At 41.0% G+C, this 26,162-nt stretch carries 29 protein-coding genes and 1 tRNA gene; 10 read left to right on the forward strand and 20 right to left on the reverse strand.

Annotation, left to right across the window (positions count from 1 at the left end; genetic code table 11):
* Positions 1–39: 39 nt before the first annotated feature.
* The gene (locus RDV49_RS10240; protein WP_003010409.1) at positions 40–1,095 is read right to left on the reverse strand and encodes an ABC transporter permease; all 1,056 of its coding nucleotides are present in this window, start codon (positions 1,093–1,095) and stop codon (positions 40–42) included.
* Positions 1,092–1,823 (reverse strand): ABC transporter ATP-binding protein, encoded by a 732-nt coding sequence (locus RDV49_RS10245; RefSeq protein ID WP_003010412.1) that lies wholly within the window; start codon positions 1,821–1,823, stop codon positions 1,092–1,094. The genes RDV49_RS10240 and RDV49_RS10245 overlap by 4 nt, the downstream gene beginning before the upstream one ends.
* A gap of 67 nt (positions 1,824–1,890) precedes the next feature.
* On the opposite strand from RDV49_RS10245, the gene RDV49_RS10250 reads away from it, so the two are divergent.
* Both RDV49_RS10250 and RDV49_RS10255 read left to right on the forward strand, forming a co-directional pair.
* Positions 1,891–2,304: an HIT family protein gene (locus RDV49_RS10250; protein WP_003010414.1), complete on the forward strand. Its 414-nt coding sequence runs from the start codon at positions 1,891–1,893 to the stop codon at positions 2,302–2,304.
* Positions 2,305–2,316: 12 nt separating this feature from the next.
* Positions 2,317–2,607: a hypothetical protein gene (locus RDV49_RS10255; RefSeq protein ID WP_003010416.1), complete on the forward strand. Its 291-nt coding sequence runs from the start codon at positions 2,317–2,319 to the stop codon at positions 2,605–2,607.
* A 21-nt stretch (positions 2,608–2,628) separates the two neighbouring features.
* Here RDV49_RS10255 and lytR read toward each other — a convergent pair whose 3' ends face one another.
* The 4 genes from lytR to RDV49_RS10275 form a co-directional block, all read right to left on the reverse strand.
* Entirely contained in the window at positions 2,629–3,822 is a 1,194-nt protein-coding gene (lytR, locus tag RDV49_RS10260) for a glycopolymer--peptidoglycan transferase LytR (protein ID WP_003010418.1), read from the reverse strand.
* Between the two features lie 13 nt (positions 3,823–3,835).
* Entirely contained in the window at positions 3,836–4,366 is a 531-nt protein-coding gene (locus RDV49_RS10265; RefSeq protein ID WP_003010420.1) for a GNAT family N-acetyltransferase, read from the reverse strand.
* A complete protein-coding gene (gene tsaE / locus RDV49_RS10270) occupies positions 4,359–4,814 on the reverse strand; it encodes a tRNA (adenosine(37)-N6)-threonylcarbamoyltransferase complex ATPase subunit type 1 TsaE (protein WP_003010422.1) in 456 nt (151 codons plus the stop codon). Before tsaE ends, RDV49_RS10265 begins: the two co-directional genes overlap by 8 nt.
* A 178-nt stretch (positions 4,815–4,992) precedes the next feature.
* Entirely contained in the window at positions 4,993–6,414 is a 1,422-nt protein-coding gene (locus tag RDV49_RS10275) for an NCS2 family permease (protein ID WP_037608316.1), read from the reverse strand.
* Between the two features lie 175 nt (positions 6,415–6,589).
* On the opposite strand from RDV49_RS10275, the gene RDV49_RS10280 reads away from it, so the two are divergent.
* The 7 genes from RDV49_RS10280 to serS all read left to right on the forward strand — a co-directional run bounded on the left by RDV49_RS10280 (position 6,590) and on the right by serS (position 13,683).
* The gene (locus RDV49_RS10280; RefSeq protein WP_003010425.1) at positions 6,590–7,402 is read left to right on the forward strand and encodes a Cof-type HAD-IIB family hydrolase; all 813 of its coding nucleotides are present in this window, start codon (positions 6,590–6,592) and stop codon (positions 7,400–7,402) included.
* Positions 7,403–7,592: 190 nt separating this feature from the next.
* Complete coding sequence (gene adhP / locus RDV49_RS10285) at positions 7,593–8,615, forward strand: alcohol dehydrogenase AdhP (RefSeq protein ID WP_129270625.1); 1,023 nt, start codon at positions 7,593–7,595, stop codon at positions 8,613–8,615.
* A 373-nt stretch (positions 8,616–8,988) separates the two neighbouring features.
* Complete coding sequence (locus tag RDV49_RS10290; protein ID WP_003010431.1) at positions 8,989–9,978, forward strand: PTS sugar transporter subunit IIB; 990 nt, start codon at positions 8,989–8,991, stop codon at positions 9,976–9,978.
* A 27-nt stretch (positions 9,979–10,005) separates the two neighbouring features.
* Positions 10,006–10,809 carry a PTS mannose/fructose/sorbose transporter subunit IIC gene (locus tag RDV49_RS10295; RefSeq protein WP_003010434.1) on the forward strand — a complete coding sequence of 268 codons (804 nt, stop codon included), beginning with the start codon at positions 10,006–10,008 and terminating at the stop codon, positions 10,807–10,809.
* Between the two features lie 18 nt (positions 10,810–10,827).
* A complete protein-coding gene (locus tag RDV49_RS10300; RefSeq protein ID WP_003010435.1) occupies positions 10,828–11,739 on the forward strand; it encodes a PTS system mannose/fructose/sorbose family transporter subunit IID in 912 nt (303 codons plus the stop codon).
* Between the two features lie 80 nt (positions 11,740–11,819).
* Positions 11,820–12,188 (forward strand): DUF956 family protein, encoded by a 369-nt coding sequence (locus RDV49_RS10305; RefSeq protein ID WP_003010437.1) that lies wholly within the window; start codon positions 11,820–11,822, stop codon positions 12,186–12,188.
* A 217-nt stretch (positions 12,189–12,405) separates the two neighbouring features.
* Positions 12,406–13,683 carry a serine--tRNA ligase gene (serS, locus tag RDV49_RS10310; RefSeq protein ID WP_037608319.1) on the forward strand — a complete coding sequence of 426 codons (1,278 nt, stop codon included), beginning with the start codon at positions 12,406–12,408 and terminating at the stop codon, positions 13,681–13,683.
* A gap of 42 nt (positions 13,684–13,725) precedes the next feature.
* Here the strand turns inward: serS and RDV49_RS10315 are convergent, their stop codons facing one another.
* The 13 genes from RDV49_RS10315 to fabM all read right to left on the reverse strand — a co-directional run bounded on the left by RDV49_RS10315 (position 13,726) and on the right by fabM (position 24,394).
* Positions 13,726–14,496, reverse strand: a complete 771-nt coding sequence (locus tag RDV49_RS10315; protein WP_021154504.1) for an acetyl-CoA carboxylase carboxyl transferase subunit alpha — start codon at positions 14,494–14,496, stop codon at positions 13,726–13,728.
* Complete coding sequence (accD, locus tag RDV49_RS10320; RefSeq protein ID WP_003003810.1) at positions 14,489–15,355, reverse strand: acetyl-CoA carboxylase, carboxyltransferase subunit beta; 867 nt, start codon at positions 15,353–15,355, stop codon at positions 14,489–14,491. Before accD ends, RDV49_RS10315 begins: the two co-directional genes overlap by 8 nt.
* Before the next feature lie 103 nt (positions 15,356–15,458).
* Positions 15,459–16,823 (reverse strand): acetyl-CoA carboxylase biotin carboxylase subunit, encoded by a 1,365-nt coding sequence (locus RDV49_RS10325; RefSeq protein ID WP_003003860.1) that lies wholly within the window; start codon positions 16,821–16,823, stop codon positions 15,459–15,461.
* A 13-nt stretch (positions 16,824–16,836) separates the two neighbouring features.
* Entirely contained in the window at positions 16,837–17,262 is a 426-nt protein-coding gene (gene fabZ, locus RDV49_RS10330) for a 3-hydroxyacyl-ACP dehydratase FabZ (RefSeq protein ID WP_003004019.1), read from the reverse strand.
* Positions 17,259–17,747 (reverse strand): acetyl-CoA carboxylase biotin carboxyl carrier protein, encoded by a 489-nt coding sequence (gene accB / locus RDV49_RS10335; RefSeq protein ID WP_003010451.1) that lies wholly within the window; start codon positions 17,745–17,747, stop codon positions 17,259–17,261. Before accB ends, fabZ begins: the two co-directional genes overlap by 4 nt.
* Before the next feature lie 3 nt (positions 17,748–17,750).
* The gene (fabF, locus tag RDV49_RS10340; protein ID WP_003010454.1) at positions 17,751–18,983 is read right to left on the reverse strand and encodes a beta-ketoacyl-ACP synthase II; all 1,233 of its coding nucleotides are present in this window, start codon (positions 18,981–18,983) and stop codon (positions 17,751–17,753) included.
* 61 nt (positions 18,984–19,044) lie between these two features.
* Positions 19,045–19,779 (reverse strand): 3-oxoacyl-[acyl-carrier-protein] reductase, encoded by a 735-nt coding sequence (gene fabG, locus RDV49_RS10345; protein ID WP_003010456.1) that lies wholly within the window; start codon positions 19,777–19,779, stop codon positions 19,045–19,047.
* Positions 19,780–19,791: 12 nt separating this feature from the next.
* Positions 19,792–20,712 (reverse strand): ACP S-malonyltransferase, encoded by a 921-nt coding sequence (gene fabD / locus RDV49_RS10350; protein WP_003010459.1) that lies wholly within the window; start codon positions 20,710–20,712, stop codon positions 19,792–19,794.
* Between the two features lie 22 nt (positions 20,713–20,734).
* Positions 20,735–21,700 (reverse strand): enoyl-[acyl-carrier-protein] reductase FabK, encoded by a 966-nt coding sequence (fabK, locus tag RDV49_RS10355; RefSeq protein ID WP_037608323.1) that lies wholly within the window; start codon positions 21,698–21,700, stop codon positions 20,735–20,737.
* Between the two features lie 114 nt (positions 21,701–21,814).
* Entirely contained in the window at positions 21,815–22,039 is a 225-nt protein-coding gene (locus tag RDV49_RS10360) for an acyl carrier protein (RefSeq protein WP_003003892.1), read from the reverse strand.
* Between the two features lie 58 nt (positions 22,040–22,097).
* A complete protein-coding gene (locus RDV49_RS10365; protein ID WP_003010465.1) occupies positions 22,098–23,072 on the reverse strand; it encodes a beta-ketoacyl-ACP synthase III in 975 nt (324 codons plus the stop codon).
* Entirely contained in the window at positions 23,072–23,506 is a 435-nt protein-coding gene (gene fabT, locus RDV49_RS10370; protein ID WP_003003993.1) for a fatty acid biosynthesis transcriptional regulator FabT, read from the reverse strand. The genes RDV49_RS10365 and fabT overlap by 1 nt, the downstream gene beginning before the upstream one ends.
* Before the next feature lie 96 nt (positions 23,507–23,602).
* The gene (gene fabM / locus RDV49_RS10375) at positions 23,603–24,394 is read right to left on the reverse strand and encodes a trans-2-decenoyl-ACP isomerase (protein ID WP_037608326.1); all 792 of its coding nucleotides are present in this window, start codon (positions 24,392–24,394) and stop codon (positions 23,603–23,605) included.
* 239 nt (positions 24,395–24,633) lie between these two features.
* Between fabM and RDV49_RS10380 the strand changes: the two genes are divergently transcribed.
* On the forward strand, positions 24,634–25,989 hold the full coding sequence (locus tag RDV49_RS10380; RefSeq protein WP_003010473.1) for an aspartate kinase: 1,356 nt from the start codon (positions 24,634–24,636) through the stop codon (positions 25,987–25,989).
* A gap of 94 nt (positions 25,990–26,083) precedes the next feature.
* On the opposite strand, the gene RDV49_RS10385 is transcribed toward RDV49_RS10380, so the two are convergent.
* Positions 26,084–26,157: transfer RNA gene (locus RDV49_RS10385), tRNA-Asn, on the reverse strand.
* Positions 26,158–26,162 lie beyond the last annotated feature (5 nt).

The following is a 26,162-nucleotide window of genomic DNA, read 5'->3' on the forward strand; positions in this document are numbered from 1 at the left end:
TTTTCCTCCGTAAAAAGTTTCCAATCTATTTTACTAATTTTAACGACTTTCGTCAACCAAGCGCGCCATCTTAAATGGAAGATAGAGTAGGATTAAAGCAACTGTATAAGCCAGTAGGCCTAACAACAGGACTTTATCTGAAATAAAGACCAGGCCAATTCCTCCTTCTATCACCGTTATCATCCCCATGACCAGCTGAATCGTTTTGTTCAACCCTGCCTTTTTACTGCCCTTTTTCATCGGGAAAAGGAGGGTCAAGGGTTGATAATCAAAAGCACTGTAAAGCCCCAGTAATTGAAAAATAACCAAGTAATTGAGCAAGGCTACAAGGGCAATCACTACGAGAGGCTGGGGAATAAAGATGATAGCGAGAATAGAAAGAGCCAAGAGTCGTAGAGTCATAGAGAAAAGATCTCCATTCCGTAGGAAGGAGCGCATATATAAGTGCAGCCACGTATTGCCATGTGTCTTGGGAAGAAGCCCTAAGAAACCATCCAAGTAAGCTCTTCTTTTAACACTGTTGGTAATGCCTTTCACCGTTGTAAACAAGGCAAAGAAACGAAGAATCAATTGTTTCCTTGCATTCTCACGAGCAATGGCCAAGGTCCAATTCAAATTTCCATCCTGGTAGAAACGCGCTTCCTTCCAGCTAAAAACAGCCCCTTTAGCCACCCCTAAGACAAGGATATAAGCTACAATAGCAAGTTTATCCAGCCCCGTTGCCAGAAGAAGAGGCACAAATAATAGAAGGACAAAACTTTGAATCAAAAACCAAAACACAAAAGACTTCTTGGCCTGCCCTTTGATATAACGTTTCACTTCCTCTTCCTTTACCAAAAGGAATAAAGCATCGGGCTTCTCTAAGTAGGTCGCAATAGAGCCTATCGGAACCAAGAGGAGCAAACCAATCATGAGACTCCAACGGATCAGGCTTGTATCTTTGGGTAGATCTTGCAAGAATTGACTGTATTGAACCGCCAAAAATCCTATAAAAATCAACATAAAGAGGACGAAATGATCATTGAGAACATAGCGGCTATATTTTACACATTGAGTTCGAAACGTTTGTTGCCGTTTTTTCATCAACTCTTTCATGCTGTTTCCTCTTCTGTCAAGGTCATGTAGATATCATTTAGACTTGCTTTCTCATCCCCAAAAGTTGAACGCAGCTCGTCCAAGGTCCCTTTTGCTCGGATCTGACCCTTATGGAGGATCACAAAACCATCACACATCTTTTCAGCCGAATCCAGAACGTGAGTACTCATCAAAATCGATTTTCCTTTTGCTTTCTCATCTGCCAATAACTGAATCAAATCTGCAATCGCAACAGGATCCAATCCCAAAAAGGGTTCATCGACAATATAAAGACTTGGATCCACTGCATAGGCGCAAATAATCATGACCTTTTGCTTCATCCCTTTTGAAAACTGGGTCGGGAACCAATCTAATTTTTCAGCCAAACGAAATCGTTCCAACAAAGGATGGACGCGCACCATGACCTGATCCATGTCTAAATCATAGGCCATAGCTACGGTCTCGATATGCTCTCTCAGGGTTAATTCTTCATATAGGCTAGGGGTTTCTGGAATATAGCCGATTTTTTTACGATAGTCAGTTGGAGCTTCTGGAAGACTCAAGCCGTCAATCCGTACTTCCCCAGCATAAGGATGCAGGAGACCAATAATTTCATTAATCGTGGTTGACTTCCCAGCTCCATTTAGTCCAATCAAACCAATCAGTTGGCCATCCGGAACTGAAAAACTCACCTCTTTCAGGACAGGGATGTTGACATAGCCCCCTGTCAACTTGTTGATTTCTAACATATTTTCTCCGATTTCTGGTATAATGTTCTTATATTATAACAAAATTTAGTCTAAATGAGGTGTATTTATGGTTGACGATTGTATTTTTTGTAAGATTATAGCTGGCGACATTCCTTCCTCCAAAGTCTATGAGGACGAGGAAGTCCTCGCGTTTTTGGACATCTCTCAGGTTACACCCGGTCATACGTTAGTGGTTCCAAAAAAACACGCTCGCAATCTCTTAGAGATGGACGAAACCGCCACAGCTCAACTATTTGCACGTGTCTCTAAAGTTGCAAAAAAAGTAGAAGCTGCTACCCAAGCTAAGGGAATGAATGTCATCAGCAACATGGAAGAAGTTTCTGGACAAACCGTTTTTCACACACATGTCCACATTATCCCTCGCTATTCCGATCAAGATGAGCTTGCCATTTCATTTACTGAACACGAGCCTAATTTTGAACAACTAGCAGTTCTTGCAGAAACCATCAAAAACAGTTAAAAAGGAGGCCATATGAAACTCAAAAATCTCTTTTGGTTTGCAACAGGAGCTAGCATTAGCTACCACTTAGTAAAAAACCGCAAAGAAATCAAAACAGAGGTGACTGAATCCAGCCATTTGGTTAAGGGAATTCAAGATAACCTAGCAAAAATCCAACGCAATCTGGATATTATCCAAGACCAAAAAACCAATCTTCAAGAATTGGTAACGGATTTCCAATACAAAACCAAACTATTTAGTCAACAAGCAACAGCCTCTCTAAAAGAAATTCAAGACATCTGGCAACCAAATAAAAACGATTGAGAAAACTCAATCGTTTTTTTCTTATTCTGAAGGTACCGTAGGTGTCACACTGCTCGACTCTGTAGCTGCTGGAGCAACTGGTGTCACTGGTGCAACAGAACTTTGAGGCGTCACCACTCCCGTATCCTGGGTCGATGGTACAACTGGTAGTTGGTTAAACTCTTGGTAAACAGGTGCTTCCTCAGATGATGCCGCTGGCGTATCACTTTGAGAAGAAGCATTCTTCAACTCTTCATCTCCATCTAATAGGTAAGCATTGGTTTTCAATGTTTTGATTTCTTTTAGTCCCAAAGCTTTGCGGATGATATTTTGAATTTTCAAGAGATGTTTTGAAGTGACAATCTGATAACTTCCGCCATCTGCTAAGGTGGCATCTTCTCCTTTCAGCTGGTACTGATGAATCGTTGAAAGGGCATCTTTATATCCTAGCAATTGAAGAAGGCTATTACTGTCAAGCGCTATGTTGGTTTGCATATTGTCACTAACAGACTCAATGATTCCTTTGTAGTGACTCAAACTATTGAGGCTTAAAACTTTCTCAACAATCTTTTTGATCACTTCACGTTGGCGTTTTTGACGTCCGTAGTCTCCTTCTGGGTCTTGGTAGCGCATGCGTGAATAAACGAGAGCTTGGTCCCCATTAATCTCCTGACGTCCTGGTGCGATCTTAGCCGTATATTCTGGCTCATTTTCCTCGATCGAGATATCGAAGTCGAATGGATTGTTAACCGTGATACCACCAACCTTATCCACTAATTGAACCAATCCCTTCATATTGATCATGACATAGCGGTCAATATGGATATTCAAAAGATCTTGAATGGTCTTAATGGCTAACTTGGCACCACCTTGAGCATAAGCCGAATTCAATTTTGCTTGGACCGTTTCGCCATCTGAAGTAATATTGGTTAGGATATCTCTTTCCAAACTCGTCATGGTTGTTTCTTTTGTTTGAGGATTAACAGTCACCAAAATCATGGTATCACTATTTCCGGCCCAAGGATCTTCCCGAGAACCGCTACCTGTATCAACCCCCATCAAAAGGATAGTCATCGGCTTGTTTTCTGCAATGACATTGGTCTCATTTCCAAAGCCTTTATAGGTCTTACTGAGAGTCCCAGTCGTTTGGTTTAGGATGGTAAGGCCATAAGCCCCAATCCCAATCACTGTTACCGTCAATAAGCTCAAAAACATTAAAATAATTTTTTTAACCATATAGAATCTCTCTCTAATCTATCAGTTTCCCCATAAGGTAAACATCTAAGAATTCTCCTTCAGCTGAACAAGCTCCACGAGCTTGGCAACCTTCGATCTCAAAACCTAACTTTTTATACAGGTGAACTGCTCGTTCGTTGCGCACTTGGACATTCAAGACTAGTTTCCTAAGAACACCGGTCGAGTGCGCCCACTCAATTCCTTCTTCCAACAAGATCTGTCCAAGTCCTTGATTCCAATAAGCTTTTTGAACCACAATAAAGACATCACCAATATGCTGAATGGACCGTTGAGAAGCTGCAGTGATATTTAACAAAGCTGCCAGTTCCTGATCTAGAAATAACAAGAGGCAAATCCGGTTTTCCGCCATCTCTTGCACCATCAGAAATTGTTCCATGTCTGCTGGAGACATGCCAATTCCAGCTTCATCTAGTGTCATGTAATCTGACTCTTTCCCAACTTGATTTAAGAAAACAACGACAAGAGCCGCATCTGCACTGTCAGCTTGCCGAATTTCTACTGTCACTTCCTTTTCCTTAGTCATCCGTTTTTTCCACCTGCTCAAAGGATGTCAGTAAAGCTTCTGCACGCGCTCCATGAGCTTCAAAAGCCAACTCTCGCCCATCTTCTAATTTTCGGATAAAAATTTTTAGATAAGCATCCGAGAGACTGGGCTCAATCAGCTCTCCCCATTCAATAATGGTCGCCCCATCTCCAAATAGAAAATCATCTAAATCAATAGAATCTGGATCATTCCCAATCCGGTAAACATCCAAATGGTATAAAGGCAAGCGACCTTCGTATTCACGAACAATGGTATAGGTCGGGCTTTTAATCATCTGATCAATCCCTAACCCCTTTGCAATTCCTTTGGTAAAGGTCGTTTTTCCTGCTCCTAGATCACCTGATAAGATAATCACGTCTTGCTTTTCTAAGAGTTTTCCTAGCTGTTTTCCTAGAGCGATCAGCTCCGTTTCATTGTGACTAATCATTTCTCTATTATACCAAACTTTTTAAAAATCTGCTCTTTCTTTTAGAAATTGTTTGATTCAAGTTTGTTTTTGAGAAGAAGAAATCAAAGAAAACAGGAAACTCTCCGATTTATTCCCTCGATCCATCTAAAAAGGAATGGGAGACAACTCCCATTCCTTTTTGGCACTTTTCTGATACTTAATTCAAGGCCATGCTAACGTAGTTTAAAATAAAGAGAACATCTAGGATCCAAATCATGCTGTGCACTTCTTTGGCTTCTCCTTTAACCACTTTCACTAAGCTATAGGTGATAAATCCAGCAGCGATCCCTTGTGTAATCGAGTAGCTGAAGCCCATAAAGATAGAGGTGAAGAAGGCAGGAACTGCTTCTGACATATCTTCCCAATGGATATTTTTCAAGCCACTCAACATCATGATCCCAACAACAATCAAAATTGGAGCTGTAGCAGCGGTCGGTACAATCGCCAACAAAGGACTAAAGAGACTTGAAATAGCAAAACAGATTGCCACAACCAAGGCTGTCAAACCAGTGCGTCCACCAGCTCCAATACCAGCTGCAGATTCAACATAAGTCGTTACGTTTGAAGTTCCTGCAATGGCTCCGACTGAAGTCGCTACAAGGTCTGAATAGAGGGCCTTATCTAATTTCGCTGATTGATGGTTTTCCCCATTTGTCGCAACAATCCCAACTTTTTCACCCGTACCGATTAAAGTTCCAATTGTATCAAAAATATCAGTCAAGGAGAAGGCTAAAATTGCCATTAAGGTCTCAGGCAAACGAGACGTATTGGAAATCAAAGAACCCAATCCTTTTGATCCCAAAGCTTGACCAAAGATCGTGCCTAAATCATTAAAGGCAGCTCCTAGATGGTTACTTGCAAAGTCAATTTTAGTGATATCAACCACATGGATGAGAATTCCAAGCACAGTCGTTGCAAAGATAGAAAGGATAATCCCTCCCTTAATCCCTTTGACAACAAAGAAAATAGTAATCGCAAGACCAACAAGAGCCAAGAGGACAGCCGGATTGTTAAAATCAACCAATCCAGGAACAGCAGATGCATTGGCTGAGATCGTTGCATTCGCCTTATCTGCTCCTTCCCCGACCACTGTATAGGTATGAGGGTCAATCGTGAATTTCAAAAATCCTGCATTCTTAATCCCAACATAGGCCAAGAAAATCCCGATCCCCGCTGAAATAGCAGACCGAAGAGCAGTCGGAATCGATTCGATGATCATCTTCCGAACATTTGTCAATGTGATAATTAATGAAATCACACCACAAATGAAGACCATTCCTAAAGCCTCTTGCCATGAGTAGCCCATACCAAATACAACGGTAAAGGTAAAGAAAGCGTTCAAGCCCATCCCTGGTGCTTGTGCATAAGGCAAATTGGCATAAAAAGCCATCATCAAGGTCCCGACAACGGATCCAATAATCGTTGCAAGGAAGACTCCTTGAGCTGGCATACCTGTTTGTGACAACATTTGAGGGTTTACGAAGAGGATATAACTCATCGCAAAAAAGGTTGTCAAACCAGCAAGGACCTCTGTTCGAACAGTGGTTCCATGTTCTGAAAGTTTAAAAAACTTATCCATTTCAGAATAAACTCCTTTTTCATCATTCTCGCTCCCAATCAATTTGCGAACGTTATTTCTATTTTACCAAAAGATCTTTCGCCTTTCAAGAAATCCTACTTCTCTTCTCGATTTTTGAGCGCTTTTCCGATTTTTCTGATATAATGGTCTCATTCTTCTCGAAAGGAACTGAAATATGCATAAAAAGATGATCGCTCTAGATCTAGACGGCACTCTCTTAAATTCCGAAAGCAAATTGAGCGACTTTACCATTGATACGATTAAAAAAATTAGTGCTCTTGGCCATAAAGTCATTATTACAACAGGCCGCCCCTACCGTATGGCACATACCTACTACAAACAACTAGAGCTAGATACTCCGATGATCAATTTTAACGGCTCCCTTACGCACCTACCTGAGAAAAAATGGGCGGATGAACAATGCTTGACTTTAGATAAAAAATACCTGCTAGATATGGTCGCTAACCGAGACACCATCCAAGCGGACTTTATAGCAGGTGAATACCGCAATAAATTCTTTATTACCGATCCAAATGAGCACGTTGCGGACCCTAAATTATTCGGTATTGAGGCTTTCCAACCAGAAAATCAATTCAATCCCGAGCGGGTAACGAGCGACCCAAACTGTATCCTCTTTCAAACGAAAGCGGAAGACAAATATGCTCTGGCAGATGAAATGAATCGGCATTATGACTACAATCTGTCTATCAATACTTGGGGTGGTCCCTTAAATATTCTGGAATGCAATCCCAAAAATGTGACCAAAGCATCTGCTCTGACCTACCTTCTGGATAAACTCAATATGGATCAGAAAGATTTGATTGCCTTTGGAGACGAGCACAACGATACCGACATGCTAGCTCTCGCTGGTCATGGATACGCCATGAAAAACGCGAGCTCTGTCCTACTTCCTTACGCGGATTCCGTCACAGATTTTACCAATAATGAGGACGGGGTCGCGCGCCAACTCATTCAATTATTCTTATAATAGGAACAGACATGAGTTATCCCCTCATGTCTGTTTCTTCGCCAAATCCTTAATCGGTTAATCAATACCCTTCTTTTTTTCCATTTTTTTATTGTTCAATAGATAAGTTTGTGATATTATTAACATAGTTATTAAAGAAGCGCTTTCAAAAAATGCTAAATCGCTTCTCGTTCACTTAAGGAGGAACAAAATGAAAGCTGTTGTTGTAAATCCAGAAGGTACTGGTGTTGAAATTGTTGCAAACAAAGAAATGCGACCACTTGAAACAGGGGAAGCTCTTGTTCAAATCGAATACTGTGGTGTCTGCCACACTGACTTGCACGTCGCACATGGAGACTTCGGTAAAGTTCCAGGCCGTGTTCTTGGACACGAAGGAATCGGAATTGTTAAAGAACTTGCTCCAGATGTTAAGAGCCTTAAAGTTGGTGACCGTGTCAGTGTCGCATGGTTCTTCGAAGGATGTGGAACTTGTGAATACTGTACAACTGGTCGCGAGACTCTTTGTCGGACTGTTAAAAATGCTGGTTACTCTGTTGATGGAGGAATGGCTGAACAATGTATCGTTACTGCAGATTACGCAGTGAAAGTACCTGAAGGATTAGATCCAGCCCAAGCTTCTTCTATTACGTGTGCAGGTGTTACCACTTACAAAGCTATCAAAGAAGCCAAAGCTGAACCAGGACAATGGATCGTTATCTATGGAGCTGGTGGACTTGGAAACTTGGCTGTTCAATATGCTAAGAAAGTCTTCAACGCACATGTCATCGCTGTCGATATCAACAATGATAAACTAGAATTGGCAAAAGAAGTTGGTGCAGACTTTGTCATCAACGGTCGCGAAGTTGAAGATGTCCCAGGATTGATCAAAGAAAAAACAAATGGTGGAGCTCACTCTGCTGTCGTAACAGCTGTTTCTAAAGTAGCTTTCAACCAAGCAGTAGATTCTGTTCGTGCAGGTGGCCGCGTGATCGCAGTTGGTCTTCCTTCTGAAATGATGGACCTCAGCATTGTGAAAACTGTATTAGATGGTATCCAAGTCATTGGTTCTCTTGTAGGAACTCGTAAAGACTTGGAAGAAGCCTTCCAATTTGGTGCAGAAGGCTTGGTAGTCCCTGTCGTTCAAAAACGTCCAGTAGAAGATGCTGTCAAAGTCTTTGACGAAATGGAAGCCGGAACCATTCAAGGACGTATGGTACTTGACTTTACAAACTAAACAACTGAACCTACAGGACTAGCCCAACTGGGCTAGTCTTTTTGAGTGCTCTCAATCACTCTAATTTACAATTTGTTATATATTTATTTTTGTTTTTGAGAATATTGCTTGATTGTCGGAATTTTTTCATTAAGAAAAAAATCCTATAAAACATATCTATTATTGATTTTTTAAGCATCAACAAGTAATAAACAAAATTCATTCAAGAGCATTCTTTTTCTATCTAACGATAATTTAATATAATAAATCAATGTTTTTACATCGAGATTTTGATAGAAAAATTGACTTAAGTGTGGAAACGATTTATAATAAAGTAGCTTAAAGTTTTCTTAAACTGAAAGTCAAACAAATTTTATAAGGAGGAATGTCAATAATGAGTATTGGTATCATTATTGCTAGCCACGGTGAATTTGCAGCTGGAATCCACCAATCCGGCTCGATGATCTTTGGAGATCAAGAGAAAGTTCAAGTGGTTACGTTCATGCCAAGTGAAGGCCCGGATGATCTCTATGCTAAATTTAATGCAGCTGTTGCCGCATTTGATGCAGAAGATGAAGTCTTGGTTTTGGCTGACCTTTGGAGTGGTTCTCCATTTAACCAAGCAAGTCGCGTCATGGGAGAAAATCCAGATCGTAAATTTGCGATCATCACAGGATTAAACCTTCCGATGTTGATTCAAGCTTATACAGAACGTTTGATGGATGCAAATGCCGGCGTTGATCAAGTCGCTGCAAACATCATCAAGGAAGCAAAAGACGGTGTCAAAGCCCTTCCAGAAGAATTAAACCCTGTTGAAGAAGCTAGTACAGCCGCTGCTGCTCCTGTAGCCCAAGCTGCTATTCCAGAAGGAACAGTTATCGGAGATGGAAAACTCAAGATTAACCTTGCCCGCTTAGATACACGTCTTCTTCATGGACAAGTCGCAACTGCTTGGACACCTGATTCAAAAGCCGACCGGATCATTGTTGCTTCAGATTCTGTTGCTAAAGATGAACTCCGTAAGGAATTGATCAAACAAGCGGCACCAAATGGTGTGAAAGCAAACGTTGTCCCAATTCAAAAATTGATCGACGTTGCAAAAGATCCACGTTTCGGAAATACCCATGCTTTGATCTTATTTGAAACACCTCAAGATGCTCTTCGCGCCATCGAAGGTGGTGTTCCGATTAAAACCTTGAACGTTGGTTCAATGGCCCACTCAACTGGTAAAACCATGGTTAACAATGTGTTGTCAATGGATAAAGATGACGTGGCTACATTTGAAAAAATGCGTGATCTTGGAGTAGAATTTGACGTCCGTAAAGTGCCAAATGACTCTAAGAAAGATTTGTTTGACTTAATTAACAAAGCCAACGTTCAATAATCGATTACTTACGAAAGGATTTTAAACATGTCTATTATTTCTATGGTATTAGTGGTCGTTGTTGCCTTCTTAGCAGGTCTTGAAGGTATCCTTGACCAATTCCAATTCCACCAACCACTTGTTGCTTGTACCTTAATCGGTTTGGTAACAGGTAACCTGACTGCTGGCGTTATGCTTGGTGGTTCACTTCAATTTATTGCACTTGGCTGGGCAAACATTGGTGCCGCAGTTGCACCCGATGCTGCTCTTGCATCTGTCGCTGCTGCCATCATCATGGTACTTGGGGGAGACTTCAGTGCAAAAGGAATCGCTGTCGCTCAAAGTGTCGCTATTCCGCTTGCAGTTGCTGGTCTTTTCTTGACCATGATCGTCCGTACCCTTTCCGTTGGTTTGGTCCACACTGCCGACGCTGCTGCTAGAAAAGGGGATATCAAAGGTGTAGAACGCGCTCACTTTGTGGCCCTTCTTCTTCAAGGTCTTCGTATCGCCATTCCTGCAGCCCTCTTGTTGATGATTCCTGCTGAAACTGTTAAAACTGCTCTTGAACAAATGCCAAAATGGCTCTCTGATGGAATGCAAATCGGTGGTGGTATGGTTGTAGCCGTTGGTTATGCCATGGTTATCAACATGATGGCGAGCCGTGAAGTATGGCCATTCTTTGCCATCGGTTTTGCTCTTGCAGCCGTTAGCCAATTAACTTTGATCGCTCTTGGAGCAATTGGTGTTGCCCTTGCCTTGATCTACCTTACTCTTTCTAAGAAAGGTGGCAATGGAGGTGGCGGTGCCGCTACTTCTAACGATCCAATTGGCGACATTCTCGAAGACTATTAAGAAAGGTGTGACACTATCATGACTGAAAAATTACAATTATCTAAATCAGATCGTCAAAAAGTTTGGTGGCGTTCAACCTTCTTGCAAGGTTCTTGGAACTATGAACGGATGCAAAACTTGGGTTGGGCATACTCATTGATCCCAGCTATCAAAAAACTCTACACAAAGAAAGAAGACCAAGCGGCTGCTCTTGAGCGTCACATGGAATTCTTTAACACTCACCCATACGTTGCCGCTCCTATCATCGGGGTAACGCTTGCTCTTGAAGAAGAAAGAGCAAACGGTGCTGCTATTGACGATGCTGCCATCCAAGGGGTTAAAATTGGTATGATGGGTCCTTTGGCGGGTATCGGAGATCCAGTATTCTGGTTTACAGTACGTCCTATCCTTGGTGCTCTTGGTGCATCACTTGCTGCGTCTGGTAATATCCTTGGTCCACTTATCTTCTTTATCGCATGGAATGCGATTCGTATGGCCTTCTTGTGGTACACGCAAGAACTTGGCTACAAAGCAGGTTCTGAAATTACCAAAGATATGTCTGGTGGGATCTTGCAAGACATCACTAAAGGGGCTTCTATCCTTGGGATGTTCATCCTCGCTGTCTTGGTAGAACGTTGGGTATCTATTAAATTCATCTTTAATGTTTCTTCTGTAAAATTAGACGACAAAGCTTATATCCACTGGGATAAACTTCCTGAAGGATACAAGGGTATCCAAGAAGCCTTCGCTCAAGTTGGCTCAGGTCTCTCTCAAACACCTGAAAAAGTTACGACTTTCCAACAAAACTTGGATTCATTGATTCCTGGTTTGATGGGATTACTTCTTACTTTTGCTTGTATGTGGTTGTTGAAGAAAAAAGTATCTCCAATCACTATCATCATCGCCCTCTTTGTAATCGGTGTATTAGCACACGTTGCTGGCTTGATGTAAGCAAAGATCAACTAAAAAGAAGGTTTCGGCCTTCTTTTTATTATGATATAATGGAGTGAACAGCAATACAGGAGGATCTCATGGCTCAATCATTGAATAAAACCGTTGAATTCCATACTACAGGGGTTTCTTACCTTGGAGTGGGGGGAAAGGTTGGAAAAATCCTAGTAGGGAATGCCGCTTTTGAATTTTATGCGGATGCAAATGTAGAAGACTACATCCAAATTCCCTGGCAAGAAATTGAACAAATCGGAGCCAATGTATCCGGACGTAAAATTAGCCGCCATTTTGAAATCTATACTAGAGAATCAAAATTTCTCTTTGCTTCAAAAGACTCTGGAAAAATTTTAAAGATTGCTCGGGAACATCTAGGAAATGATAAAATTGTCAAACTTCCTACATTGATCCAAACCATCACGGCTAAAATTAAAAATCTATTTGCAAAATAGGATCTTTTCTTGTATAATAGACGCAAACGGATAAGTAAGTTAAGAGGCTCTTTCAGAAAGTCTGCGGTTGCTGCGAGCAGATAGAAATCTTAATTGAAATTCTACCGTTTCTTTAAAATACAATATTGAATCAAGTGCACACCTGTGAAGTTGGATGGAACCGTGGCTCTGCCACTCCAACACTCTAACAGGTGTGTTTTTTGTTAAAGGAGAAGCTATGTTAGATATTAAACGGATTCGTACAGACTTTGATGCGGTTGCTAAAAAATTGGCAACACGTGGCGTAGATGCAGCTATTTTGAATGAAATGAAAGAAATCGATGCCAAACGTCGAGATATCTTAGTCAAAGTAGAAAATCTCAAAGCAGAGCGTAACACTGTATCTGCTGAAATAGCACAAGCTAAACGCAACAAGGAAAATGCAGATGATAAGATTGCTGCCATGCAAACCCTCTCTGCAGAGGTCAAAGCATTGGATACAGAATTAGCTGAAATCGATGCAAAATTAACTGAATTCACTACTACCCTTCCAAACATCCCTGCTGATAGTGTCCCTGTTGGAGCAGATGAGGATGACAATGTTGAGGTTCGTCGTTGGGGAACACCGCGCGAATTTGGCTTTGAACCAAAAGCTCACTGGGATTTAGGTGAAGACCTTGATATCCTTGACTGGGAACGCGGGGCTAAAGTCACTGGTGCTCGTTTCCTCTTCTACAAAGGACTTGGAGCTCGCTTAGAACGCGCTATCTACAACTTCATGTTGGAGGAACATGGCAAGGAAGGCTACACTGAAGTCATCCCTCCTTACATGGTCAACCATGATTCTATGTTTGGTACTGGTCAGTATCCAAAATTCAAGGAAGATACTTTTGAACTTAGCGATACCAATTATGTCCTCATTCCAACTGCTGAAGTTCCTTTGACGAACTACTACCGCGATGAAATTCTTGATGGAAAAGACCTTCCAATCTACTTCACCGCTATGAGTCCATCATTCCGTTCAGAAGCTGGTTCAGCTGGTCGTGATACTCGTGGATTGATCCGTTTGCACCAATTCCATAAGGTTGAAATGGTGAAATTTGCTAAACCAGAAGAATCATATGATGAATTGGAAAAAATGGTTGTCAATGCTGAAAATATCCTTCAAAAACTGAACCTTCCATACCGTGTGGTAGCTCTCTCAACGGGAGACATGGGCTTCTCAGCTGCCAAGACTTATGACTTGGAAGTATGGATTCCAGCGCAAAACACCTACCGTGAAATCTCAAGCTGTTCTAATACAGAAGATTTCCAAGCTCGCCGTGCGCAAATCCGCTATCGTGATGAAGCAGATGGCAAGGTAAAACTCCTTCACACTTTGAACGGTTCAGGGTTAGCTGTCGGACGTACCGTCGCTGCTATTCTTGAAAACTACCAAAACGAAGACGGTTCTGTGACCATTCCAGAAGTCCTTCGCCCATACATGGGTGGCGCAGAAGTCATCGCACCAAAATAAAGTTTAAAAAAACTGAGTCTTGCAAATTGCAAGCTCAGTTTTTTAATATTTACGAAAACGTTGGTAGCGTTGCTCCAGAAGCTCTTCGAGAGGTAAAGCTTGTAAAACCTTTAACTCTTCCTGTAATTCCTTCTTCACTTGAGCCAGTAGTTCCCCATTCGAAAATCCATGCTCGGGAATCACCTTATCGACAATTTCCATATTTAACAATTCATGAGAAGTAATCTTCATCAACTCTGCTGCTTCCATGGCACGACTTCCATCTTTCCAAAGAATAGAGGCAAAACCTTCTGGACTCAAGACCGCATAGATGGAGTTCTCAAGCATCCAGACCTTATCTGCCACAGCAAGAGCCAAGGCACCACCAGAGCCACCTTCTCCGATGATAATCGCGATAATTGGAACTTTTAGATCACTCATTTCCATGAGGTTGCGGGCAATGGCTTCCCCTTGTCCTCGTTCTTCAGCACCAACACCGGGATAAGCACCCGCTGTATTGATAAAGGTCACAACTGGACGGCCAAATTTCTCCGCTTGCTTCATGAGACGCAAAGCTTTTCGATAGCCTTCTGGATGTGGTTGCCCAAAATTACGTTTTAGATTATCCTGAAGATTTTTTCCTTTTTGGATTCCAACGACTGTAACCGTTTGATCGCCTAAGCGTCCAATCCCACCAATCACCGCACCATCATCACGGAAGTTTCGATCTCCATGCAATTCGATAAAATCATCAAAAATTCCTTGAGCAAAATCAAGCGCAGTCAATCTTCCTTGGTCACGTGCCTCTTTAATAATCTGTGTTATTTTACTCATGTTTACCTCCATGAAGGGCTAATAATTGTCCAACTGTCGCTCGGATTTGACTTCTCTCCACGATCAAGTCTACAAATCCATGTTCTTGTAGAAATTCTGCTTTTTGGAAATCATCAGGCAATTTTTCACGCACAGTTGATTCGATCACGCGTCGACCAGCAAACCCAACCAAGGCTTGACTCTCTGCCATGATAATATCACCTTCCATAGCAAATGAGGCTGTCACCCCACCAGTTGTCGGATCTGTCAATACCGTCAAATAGAATAATTTTTCTTTGGAATGGCGTTGTACAGCCGCAGAAATTTTTGCCATTTGCATCAAACTCACGATTCCTTCTTGCATCCGAGCACCACCGGAAGCGGTAAAAAGAACAACTGGCAATTTTTCTTTTGTCGCAAATTCAAATAAACGAGTAATTTTTTCGCCTACTACAGAACCCATTGAAGCCATGATAAAGTTGGAATCCATGATCCCAAGCGCAACTTTTTGACCTTTAATCAAGGCAGTTCCAGTCAGGACAGCTTCATCCAGTCCTGTCATTTCCCGCACTGCTGCTAGTTTCTTCTTATAATTTGGGAAATTCAAAGGATCTGTCGTTTCGATTCCTGTAAACATTTCTTCAAAGCTAGCTGGATCCACTGTCAGCGCCAAGCGTTCTTTAGCAGAAATACGGAAGGTATAGCCACAATTCGGGCAGACACGCTCACTACCTAAATCCTTTTGGTAAATGGTATGTTTACAACCTGGGCATTGTGAAAATAGTTCATCAGGAACTTCAGGTTTTGGCTGAGGCTCCTTCCAGGCTGACCTATTCGGATTGATCCGAATATATTTATCTTTTTTAGAAAATAATGCCATTACTTACTCCTTATAATATGCTACAGTATCTGCAGCATTACTATAAAAGCCTGAAACTGTGAAGATGATGTTCATACTTCCCTCACAAGTCCAGGCTTTTTCATCATTCCTTATTATAATTTGGAAGGAATTGTTCCATCAAAAATGCAGTGTCGTAATCACCAGCGATCACATGCGAATCTGAGATCAAATCCAACTGGAAACTACTATTGGTGGTGACACCATCGATTTCCAACTCATAAAGAGCACGCTGCATTTTCATCAGTGCATCAAAGCGATTTTCCCCATGGACAATGATCTTGGCAATCATACTATCATAGTATGGCGGAATCGTATAACCAGGATACACAGCAGAATCCACACGCAAGCCAACCCCACCACTTGGAAGATAGAGATTAGTGATCTTACCTGGGCTTGGTGCAAAGTTGAAGGAAGGATTTTCCGCATTGATCCGGCATTCAATCGCATGGCCTTTAATGACAATATCCTCTTGAGTAACGGATAATTCTTGGCCAGCTGCGATTTTAATCTGTTCCTTAACGATATCAACTCCTGTTACAAATTCTGTGACAGGATGCTCCACTTGCACACGGGTATTCATTTCCATAAAGTAGAACTCACCCTTGCCTTCATCATACAAGAATTCAATCGTTCCAGCATTCTCATACCCAACTGATTCAGCAGCCCGAACAGCAGCAGAACCAATTTGATTACGAAGAGTTTTTCCGATAGCAATTGAAGGGGATTCTTCTAGAACTTTTTGATTGTTCCGTTGAAGAGAACAATCGCGTTCACCTAAGTGAATGACATGTCCATGCTGATCCGCTAAAATCTGTACTTCAATGTGGCGTGCCGGATAAATCACCCGCTCCATATACATGGCCCCATTCCCAAAAGCAGCTTGAGCTTCTGAGGAAGCAGATTCAAAAGCAGCAACCAAATCTTCTGGTTTTTCAACCTTCCGAATTCCCTTGCCACCGCCTCCTGCAGATGCTTTCAACATCACAGGGTAACCAATACGCTCTGCAATCTCGAGGGCTTCTTCAGCAGTATACACTTCACCATCTGATCCAGGAATAACAGGCACTCCTGCTTTGATCATCTGTTTACGAGCATTAATCTTATCCCCCATCAAATCCATGACTTTAGCAGAAGGACCAATAAATTTAATGCCCACTTCCTCACACATGGTCGCAAATTTTGAGTTTTCACTTAAAAATCCAAAACCAGGATGGATAGCTTCTGCTCCTGTTAGAACAGCTGCAGACAAGACAGCACTCATATTCAAATAAGACTCTGTTGATTTAGCAGGTCCAATACAGACTGCTTCATCCGCTAGTAAGGTATGCAAGGCTTCTTTATCAGCAGTAGAATACACTGCAACCGTCTCGATGCCAAGTTCACGAGCCGCACGAATAATACGAACTGCAATCTCACCACGATTGGCGATTAAGATCTTACGAAACATAGATAGGCCTTTCTTAATTTCCAATTGCAAACGTAAGCGTTCCTGAAGCTGCAAGCTTACCGTCTACTTCTGCTTTCGCTTCAACAACAGCAATTGTTCCACGACGTTTGACAAAAGTAGCTGTCATCACCAGTTGATCTCCTGGAACGACTTGTTTTTTAAACTTCACCTTGTCCATCCCTGCATAAAAGACTAATTTCCCTTTATTTTCAGGTTTTGACAACTCTAGTACACCTGCTGTTTGTGCCAAAGCTTCCATGATGAGAACACCTGGCATAACAGGATATTGTGGAAAATGTCCATTAAAAAATGGTTCATTAATTGTCACGTTTTTAATGGCAACAATCGTATCTTCACTTGTTTCTAAAACGCGATCCACCAAAAGCATTGGGTAACGATGCGGCAAAGCCTCACGAATAGCATTAATATCAATTGTCATTTGATTCGAACCAATCCTTTTCCAAATTCAACCATTTCTTCATTCGTTACCAAAATTTCAGTGACTACCCCATCTTTTGGTGCTGGGACTTCATTCATCACTTTCATGGCTTCGATAATCAAGAGTGTTTGACCCTTAGTGACCTTATCTCCTACAGATACAAAGGCTGGTTTATCCGGAGCTGGCGACAAGTAAGCCACCCCAACCAATGGACTTTCAACCACATCACCTTCTGCAGCCTGAGCTGGAGCAGCAACTGGTTCAGCCGCTACAGCTGGAGTTGCTGGTGCTTCAACAACAGGGGCTACTACAGGAGTTTGAGGAGCTGCTACCACTTCAACTGCAGGAGCAACCGGTGTAGCCGCAACTGAACTCGTTTGGTTTTTACTCAAATTCAATTCTTCGCCATTATTTTTATATGAGAATTCACGCAAAGTTGACGCATCAAATTGAGCCAACAAATCTTTGATTTCAGAAATATTCATGAATTAACCCTCCCAACGTTTAAAGGCCAGAACAGCATTGTGTCCTCCAAAACCAAAGGTATTTGAGATAGCGTACTGAATATCCGCTTCTTGACCTTCACCATAAACAACGTTTGCTTCGATATAGTCAGACAATTCTTTAGTACCAGCAGTTTTTGGTACAAAGCTGTGACGAATCGCTTCGATGGTAGCAATCGCTTCAACCGCACCAGCAGCACCAAGCAAGTGTCCTGTAAATGATTTCGTAGATGATACAGGAACTTCTTTACCAAGTACAGAAACAATAGCTCCGCTTTCACCTTTCTCATTGGCAGGTGTAGATGTACCATGCGCATTGACATAATCGACATCTTCAGGTTTGATACCAGCTTCATTAATAGCCAATTTAATTGCTTTAGCAGCACCTGAACCATCTGGTGTTGGTGTTGTCATATGGTAAGCATCACAGTTTGAACCGTAACCAACAATTTCAGCCAAAATATTAGCACCACGTTTTTGGGCATGTTCCAAACTTTCGATGACAAGAACCCCTGCACCTTCACCCATCACAAAACCATTACGGTCTTTGTCAAATGGGATAGATGAACGTTCTGGGTCTTCTGTTGTTGAAAGGGCCGTAAGAGCATTGAAACCACCGATACCAATCTTAGTAATCGAAGCTTCAGCACCACCTGCCAAAACAACATCATGCATACCAAATTTAATTTCACGGAAAGCTTCACCAATGGCATCGTTGGCAGAAGCACAAGCTGTTGTCACGGATTTACATACCCCTTGAGCCCCAATCTTAAGTGCGATGTTTCCAGCCCCCATGTTTGAAAGAGCTTTTGGAATAAACATTGGTTGGATTCTCTTCATCCCACGTTCATGCATCCGGATAATTTGATCTTCCAATTCTTGCAAACCACCGATACCAGATGATACAATCACACCAACACGATCGCGATCTTCTTCTTCCATGTTCAAGCCTGAATTTTCAATAGCTTCCATTGCAGCATAGATTGCATACAATGAGTAAGTATCCATACGATTTTGATCTTTTTTTACGAAATATTTATCGAATGGGAAATCTTGAATTTCACCAGCATTAAAGACTGGAATTTCAGAAGCATCAAATTTTGTAATGGGCTTGATTCCAATTTTTCCTTCATGAAGGCTATTCCAGAACTCCTCTGGTGTATTTCCGATTGGTGAGGTTACACCGTAACCTGTAACAACAACACGATTTGTAGACATATATATTCTCCTTTTGTCGGATGGATATTTAAGTAAGTGATTTTCGATCAGTGAGCATTCATTATTGCATAGTCATGCCGCCATCAATGGCAATTGTTTGACCAGTTAAATATTCTTGACCTGCTAAGAAAGCCGCAACTTCTGCCACTTCTTCAGCTTGACCAATTCGTTTCATTGGCACTTGAGCTAGCATGGCATCTTTCATTTTCTCTGGAATAGCATCAGTCATATCTGATTCAATGAAACCAGGTGCAATGGCATTCACACGAACGCCACGAGCCGCAACTTCACGCGCTACTGATTTAGTGAAACCAATCAAACCAGCTTTTGAAGCCGCATAGTTAGCTTGACCGATATTCCCCATTAGACCAACAACAGAGGACATGTTGATAATGGCCCCTTGACGAGCTTTAGACATCGGTTTTAAGACAGCTTGAGTCATATTAAAGGCACCTGTCAAGTTGATTTTCAAGACCCGTTCAAAATCTTCTTCAGTCATTTTCAACATCAACTTGTCGTTTGTGATGCCAGCGTTATTGACCAAAACATCAACACTTCCAAGCTTTTCAATTGCTTCAGCCACCATACGTTGCGCATCTTCGCCATTAGAAATATCCCCAGAAATACCAACAACAGTCACACCATAGTCAGCAAACTGTGCAAGCAAGTCCTCAGAAATTTCAGAACGTCCATTTAGGACAACATTGGCACCGAGACTCGCAAATTTATGAGCCACAGCCAATCCAATTCCGCGTGTTGAACCTGTTACAAAAACATTTTTATTTTTAAGTTCCATCTTTACCTCGTTTTAAGCATTCAGAAGTGCATCTAGACTAGCCTGATCTTCGACGTTATGAGTTGGAAGAGTTTTATCAATTTTCTTCAAGAATCCTGACAAGACTTTTCCAGGTCCAATTTCGATGACCTCATCTACACCAAATTCTTGAATCGTAGCAATTGAATCATAGAAACGAACCGGTTCTTTTACTTGACGGGCCAAAAGTGCTTTCACATCTTCTGACTTCATGATAGTAGCTTCTGTATTCCCAACTAAAGGAAGATCAAAATCATTAAATGATACTTTTTCTAGTTCAGCCGCCAATTTTTGACTAGCAGATTCCAGTAAGGCTGTGTGGAATGGACCTGACACATTCAAAGGGATCAAGCGTTTGGCACCTGCTTCCTGCAATAGTTCCACAGCATAGTCCACAGCCGCAACCTCACCACCAATCACAATTTGTGCTGGCGTATTGTAGTTAGCTGGTGTTACTACACCCTTTTCGGATGCTTGTTGACAAATCTCCTCGATCAAACTTGGGTCTGTATTCATAACAGCAACCATTTTCCCACTTCCAGCGGGAGCTGCCGTTTCCATGAATTCACCTCGTTTCGCAACCAAAGCTACTGCATCTTCAAACGAAAGAGCTCCAGCCGCAACCAGGGCAGAATATTCCCCCAAAGAGAGACCGGCAACAATATCAGGAGTGATACCATTTTCTACTAAGAGACGATAAATGGCTACTGACGTTGTCAAAATAGCTGGTTGAGTATAGCGTGTCTGATTCAGTTTTTCTTCGTTAGAATCAATCAATTCACGCAAATCATAGCCTAGAATACGACTAGCCGTATCAAATGTCTCTTTAACAACGGGATAAGCCGCATACAAATCGCTCGCCATGCCCAATTTCTGAGCCCCTTGACCAGCAAATAAGAACGCACGTTTTGTCACTATCCTAATCCTTTCGACGTTTTTAGACGTTTACATCTGCCCAACGAGCAGCTTCTTCTTTAATCACCTTGGCAGCACCTGTGTAAAGGTCTTCCAAGATTTCTGCACATGTTTCTTCTTTACGAACAAGACCTGCAATTTGTCCAGCCATAACTGAACCATATTCCACATCTCCATCAACAACAGCGTTACGAAGGGCACCTGCACCAAGCTCTTCAATTTCCTCTTGAGTCTTCTTACCAGCCAAGAAATCTTTTTCAGCTTGGTTATATTCTGTAGCCAATTTATTCTTAATCGCACGAACTGGGTGTCCAACAACTGAGGCTGAAATAACAGTATCAATATCTTTAGCCTTCAAAATCTTATCTTTGAAGTTTTGGTGTGCATTAGATTCCTTAGCAACAGCGAAACGAGTACCAACCTGAACAGCTTCTGCTCCAAGCATAAGAACAGCAGCCATACCACGTCCATCTGCAACACCACCAGCACCAATAACTGGGATAGATACCGCATCCGCAACCTGGCGAACAAGTGCCATGGTTGTCAATTTACCAATGTGACCACCAGCTTCCATACCTTCTGCGACAACAGCATCAGCTCCAAGTTTTTCCATACGTTTAGCAAGTGCTACCGATGGAATAACTGGGATTACTGTAATTCCAGCTTCGTGGAAACGCTCCATATATTTACCTGGGTTTCCGGCACCTGTTGTAACAACCTTAACACCCTCTTCGATAACGAGGTCGACGATGTCATCTGCAAATGGTGACAAAAGCATGATATTAACACCGAATGGTTTGTCAGTGATTTGTTTTACTCTATCAATATTAGCTTTTACCACTTCTTTAGGGGCATTACCACCACCAATAATTCCGAGTCCACCAGCATTTGAAACGGCTCCAGCCAAGTCTCCATCAGCAACCCAGGCCATACCACCTTGGAAGATTGGATATTTAATATTCAATAGTTCAGTAATTCGTGTTTGCATTATACCTACCTCTTTTTTCACTTAAGTAATAGTTTGAGTTTAAAAGATTGTTTCTTTGAGCCTCAAACTATTACCTAAATAAGAGAGAATATCTTTCGATACTCTCATCTATCATTATTTTGTTTTTTCTTCTACGTAAGCGACAAGGTCACCAACTGTAGACAATCCTTCTTCAGTTTCGATTTGGATGTCAAAAGCATCTTCAATTTCAGAGATAACTTGGAACAAATCCAATGAATCTGCTTCTAAATCTTCGAATGTAGATTCAAGAGTTACTTCTGATGGTTCTTTACCAAGTTCTTCAACGATAATTTCTTGTACTTTTTCAAATACTGCCATGATAGGCCTCCTTAAAAAATAATATATAAATTTTTAAAATGTGTTTCCACATGTTTAACTAGATTGTAACAAGAAGTGTGCCCCATGTCAAACCTCCACCGAATCCTGTTAGAAGAATTTTTTGACTTCCATCCATCTTGATTCGATGATTCTCGACACACTCCGATAATAGAATGGGGATACTAGCAGCACTAGTGTTCCCATATTCCATCATATTTGCTGGGATTTTCTCTCTAGAGACACCCAGTTTTTTTGACATCTTATCTAACATACGGTCATTCGCCTGGTGTAACAGAAAATAGTCAATCTCTTCTGCTTCCATAGAGGCGTCTGCTATAATTTTTTGAATACTTTTCGTGACATCACGAATGGCAAAATCAAAAACTGCCCGTCCATCCATTGTCAGATATCTTCGATCAGAAACGTCATCTGAATAAGGGGAAGACAGCCCCAAATAGCAAGACTCAAGACTAGCACCTCGGCTACCATCTGTAAAAAGATTCTCAGCCAAAAACGATTTTTGATCGCTTGCTTCAAGCAAGACACCACCAGCTCCATCTCCAAAAAGGACTGAAGTGGAACGGTCTGACCAGTCTAATACTTTTGAAAGCGTCTCACTACCGATCACAATTCCTCGCCGGTACATACCTGAAGAAATGTATTTTTCAGCAGTGGCTAATGCAAATACAAATCCGCTACATGCTGCAGTCAGATCAAAGGCAAAAGCTCGAGAAGCTCCAATATTAGCTTGTACCCGGGCTGCAGTTGATGGCATTAAGCTGTCTGGAGTAATCGTAGCAACAACGATGAAATCAATTTCCTCAGCATCTAAGTTTGCTTTTGCTAATAATCTTTGTGCAACAATTGTTGCTAGATCACTTGTCGTCTCATCTTTTGAAATGTGACGCCGAAAGATACCTGTCCGACTACTGATCCATTCATCACTTGTATCCATGATCTCAGCCAAATCATCATTTGATACGACTTGGTCAGGTGCATAATGAGCAACTTGACTAATTTTAGCAAAGACCATTATTTAATTTCCTCCAAGAAACGATACAGATTTTGCAATCCTTTTTGCATCACTTTCTTCTCTTCGGGACTCATATCTCCAATAATCTGGTTGACCATCCGTTTATGGAATTGCTGATGAAGACGATAAAGTAGACGACCGTTCTTCGTTAAACTCAAGTGTACAACCCGGCGATCAACTTCCGATCTTCTTCTTTCGATATACCCTTTGCGCTCAAGATTATTCAAACTTGTCGTGACAGTCCCCAAAGTCACCATCAACTCCCGTGAAATATCACTCGGGGTTGCATTCGGTGTCGAACCAATCACATCGATCGTATGCATTTCTTTAATAGAAACATCTTTGAATCGACTTGCTCTTAGACTCGACTCCTCAATAACCAAAACATTATTAAAGATGGATGTTAAATAGTCGTTAACTAATTGGTAATTCAAAACTCCACCTCCTAATTTTACTTTGATAGTCAAATTTTATCAAAAATGAAAATAATTTGCAAGCATTTTTTCACAAAACATAGAAAAATTACAAATTTATTTTCCTTTAAATTGTGGCCGACGTTTCTCAGAGTAGGCAATAACCCCTTCCTTGAAATCTTCTGTAAATGCTAGTTTCTTTTGCAAATCCAATTCAAGACCCGCATATTGGTCCCATTCTTTCAAGAATGCTTCCCAAACCATTTCTTTCATGGCAGCATAAGAATTTGAAGATCCTCTTCTTAATTTTTTAAGCAATTGCTCAACTGTTTTATCGAGTCTTTCAGATTCACAAACACGATAAGCTAGGCCATAATCAAATGCCTTTTCAGCAGTCAAGGCTTCACCCGTCATTACTAAATGAGTAGCCCGAGACATGCCAATGGCTTTTCCTAACAAGAATAAGCCACCCGCATCCGGTGCTAAACCAACCCCAACAAAGGCTTGGATAAATTTAGTCCGATCACTAATAATACAAAAATCAACAGCTACTGCAATGTTAGCAGCTGCTCCAGCAACCGCTCCATCTGCCACCATAATAACCGGTTTTGGCAATTGCTTGATTTTCTTTGAAATCGTATTAACTAATTCGGCAATTAAAACAAGAGACTCGATGTCATCCGCATCGACTGCGCGTTTCATTTCGCTCAAATCTCCACCAACTGAAAAGATTTTCCCTTCTGCTGATAGAATAATGAATTTTACTTCCTCATTTTTTTCTGCATCTTCCAGGGCAGCTAAAATTTCCTGACACATTGGAATGTTAAAACCATTGGATACTTCAGGACGATTTAAAGAGATTGTCGCGAGGTCGTTTTCGACAGAATACAAAATTGTTTCAAACATCACTGACTCCTTTTGTTTAAATATAAAATATTTTGATATTAAAACTTTTGAATTATAACATATCATACCACAAAAAAGTAAAATAGTAAAATATATCTATAACATGTAACAAAATTGTAAAATTTGAATAATTACAATTTCTCCCCTTTACAGAATCAATTATTTTTGCCCTATCTGTAAATACATTGTATCAATAACTGAACTTTGGTATAATGTATTAATGAAACTATTAAGGAGAAAATATGAAAGTAACTAAATTCGGTGGAAGTTCTCTAGCATCAGCTTCTCAATTAAAAAAAGTACTTGATATCATTAAAGATGATCCAGAAAGAAGATTTGTAGTTGTATCAGCTCCAGGCAAACGCAACGCTGAAGATACAAAAGTAACAGATGCTCTGATCCGGTATTATAAAGAATTTACTTCAGATAAGGATGTCACACAAACACAACAGTGGATTATTGAACGCTATCGTGCCATTACAGAAGAATTGGGTCTCAAAGATTCCATTATTCAAGAAATTGCTGAAGATATCTATGATTTAACAAATTTACCTAAAAAAGGGAATCCATTCACATACGATGCATTCCTAGCAGCAGGCGAAAATAACAATGCTAAACTCATTGCTGCTTATTTCAATCAAAATGGATTAGAAGCAAGATATATCCATCCAAAAGAAGCAGGAATTACGGTCACTGCTGAACCTTCCAACGCTCGTATTTTACCATCTAGTTACGATAAAATTGAAGAACTAAAAGATTCAAGTGAAGTGATTGTCATTCCAGGTTTCTTTGGTGTTACTCAGGATGGCGACATTTGTACATTTTCTCGTGGAGGATCTGATATTACAGGATCAATCATTGCAGCAGGTGTAAAAGCAGACTTATACGAAAACTTTACAGATGTAAATGGTATTTTTGCGGCACATCCAGGTATCATTAAACACCCACATTCTATTCCTGAATTAACCTACAAAGAAATGCGTGAATTGGCCTATGCTGGTTTTTCAGTCTTGCATGATGAAGCACTCGTTCCAGCATACAGAGGTAAAATTCCATTAGTCATTAAAAATACTAATAATCCAGACCACCCTGGAACCCGCATTGTTTTGGAACATTCAAATGATCATGTGACTGTTGTAGGAATTGCAGGTGATTCAGGATTCGTTAGTATTAACACTACAAAATACCTTATGAACCGTGAAGTCGGTTTTGGTCGAAAAGTCCTTCAAATTTTAGAAGATCTCAATATCAGTTGGGAACATATGCCAACAGGAATCGATGACTTGTCCATCATTTTGCGTTCTCGTGAACTGACTCCAATCAAAGAACAAGAAATTTTAAAACAATTAACGCAAAAGCTCGAAGTTGACACAGCCGAAATTGAACATGATCTTTCCATCATTATGATTGTTGGTGAGAAAATGAAGAGTCAGGTAGGGGTTACTGCCACTGCAGCCAAAGCACTATCAGAGAATGAAGTGAATATTCAAATGATCTCGCAAGGTTCTAGTGAAGTTTCCATCATGTTTGTTGTAAGTAAAGATCAAGAAGAAAAAGCAATTAAAGCCTTATATCAAGCATTTTTCCCAAATAACTAAATAGAGAAAAGCTCCGTTAACTAAACGGAGCTTTAATTAACATTAAAATGAAAAGTAAAAAAGAGATCAATTACTTGATCTCTTTTATTCTATACTCCGCCAGTAGGACTCGAACCTACGACATCATGATTAACAGTCATGCGCTACTACCAACTGAGCTATGGCGGAATCAA

Source organism: Streptococcus parasanguinis (assembly GCF_031582885.1).
GTDB lineage: Bacteria > Bacillota > Bacilli > Lactobacillales > Streptococcaceae > Streptococcus > Streptococcus parasanguinis_M.

Bases quoted from the DNA above. Each gene is read 5' to 3' on its own strand.
- RDV49_RS10240 (WP_003010409.1), bottom strand. From the start codon at position 1,095: ATGAAAGAGTTGATGAAAAAACGGCAACAAACGTTTCGAACTCAATGT.
- RDV49_RS10245 (WP_003010412.1), bottom strand. From the start codon at position 1,823: ATGTTAGAAATCAACAAGTTGACAGGGGGCTATGTCAACATCCCTGTC.
- RDV49_RS10250 (WP_003010414.1), top strand. From the start codon at position 1,891: ATGGTTGACGATTGTATTTTTTGTAAGATTATAGCTGGCGACATTCCT.
- RDV49_RS10255 (WP_003010416.1), top strand. From the start codon at position 2,317: ATGAAACTCAAAAATCTCTTTTGGTTTGCAACAGGAGCTAGCATTAGC.
- lytR (WP_003010418.1), bottom strand. From the start codon at position 3,822: ATGGTTAAAAAAATTATTTTAATGTTTTTGAGCTTATTGACGGTAACA.
- RDV49_RS10265 (WP_003010420.1), bottom strand. From the start codon at position 4,366: ATGACTAAGGAAAAGGAAGTGACAGTAGAAATTCGGCAAGCTGACAGT.
- tsaE (WP_003010422.1), bottom strand. From the start codon at position 4,814: ATGATTAGTCACAATGAAACGGAGCTGATCGCTCTAGGAAAACAGCTA.
- RDV49_RS10275 (WP_037608316.1), bottom strand. From the start codon at position 6,414: ATGGATAAGTTTTTTAAACTTTCAGAACATGGAACCACTGTTCGAACA.
- RDV49_RS10280 (WP_003010425.1), top strand. From the start codon at position 6,590: ATGCATAAAAAGATGATCGCTCTAGATCTAGACGGCACTCTCTTAAAT.
- adhP (WP_129270625.1), top strand. From the start codon at position 7,593: ATGAAAGCTGTTGTTGTAAATCCAGAAGGTACTGGTGTTGAAATTGTT.
- RDV49_RS10290 (WP_003010431.1), top strand. From the start codon at position 8,989: ATGAGTATTGGTATCATTATTGCTAGCCACGGTGAATTTGCAGCTGGA.
- RDV49_RS10295 (WP_003010434.1), top strand. From the start codon at position 10,006: ATGTCTATTATTTCTATGGTATTAGTGGTCGTTGTTGCCTTCTTAGCA.
- RDV49_RS10300 (WP_003010435.1), top strand. From the start codon at position 10,828: ATGACTGAAAAATTACAATTATCTAAATCAGATCGTCAAAAAGTTTGG.
- RDV49_RS10305 (WP_003010437.1), top strand. From the start codon at position 11,820: ATGGCTCAATCATTGAATAAAACCGTTGAATTCCATACTACAGGGGTT.
- serS (WP_037608319.1), top strand. From the start codon at position 12,406: ATGTTAGATATTAAACGGATTCGTACAGACTTTGATGCGGTTGCTAAA.
- RDV49_RS10315 (WP_021154504.1), bottom strand. From the start codon at position 14,496: ATGAGTAAAATAACACAGATTATTAAAGAGGCACGTGACCAAGGAAGA.
- accD (WP_003003810.1), bottom strand. From the start codon at position 15,355: ATGGCATTATTTTCTAAAAAAGATAAATATATTCGGATCAATCCGAAT.
- RDV49_RS10325 (WP_003003860.1), bottom strand. From the start codon at position 16,823: ATGTTTCGTAAGATCTTAATCGCCAATCGTGGTGAGATTGCAGTTCGT.
- fabZ (WP_003004019.1), bottom strand. From the start codon at position 17,262: ATGACAATTGATATTAATGCTATTCGTGAGGCTTTGCCGCATCGTTAC.
- accB (WP_003010451.1), bottom strand. From the start codon at position 17,747: ATGAATATTTCTGAAATCAAAGATTTGTTGGCTCAATTTGATGCGTCA.
- fabF (WP_003010454.1), bottom strand. From the start codon at position 18,983: ATGTCTACAAATCGTGTTGTTGTTACAGGTTACGGTGTAACCTCACCA.
- fabG (WP_003010456.1), bottom strand. From the start codon at position 19,779: ATGGAACTTAAAAATAAAAATGTTTTTGTAACAGGTTCAACACGCGGA.
- fabK (WP_037608323.1), bottom strand. From the start codon at position 21,700: ATGCAAACACGAATTACTGAACTATTGAATATTAAATATCCAATCTTC.
- RDV49_RS10360 (WP_003003892.1), bottom strand. From the start codon at position 22,039: ATGGCAGTATTTGAAAAAGTACAAGAAATTATCGTTGAAGAACTTGGT.
- RDV49_RS10365 (WP_003010465.1), bottom strand. From the start codon at position 23,072: ATGGTCTTTGCTAAAATTAGTCAAGTTGCTCATTATGCACCTGACCAA.
- RDV49_RS10380 (WP_003010473.1), top strand. From the start codon at position 24,634: ATGAAAGTAACTAAATTCGGTGGAAGTTCTCTAGCATCAGCTTCTCAA.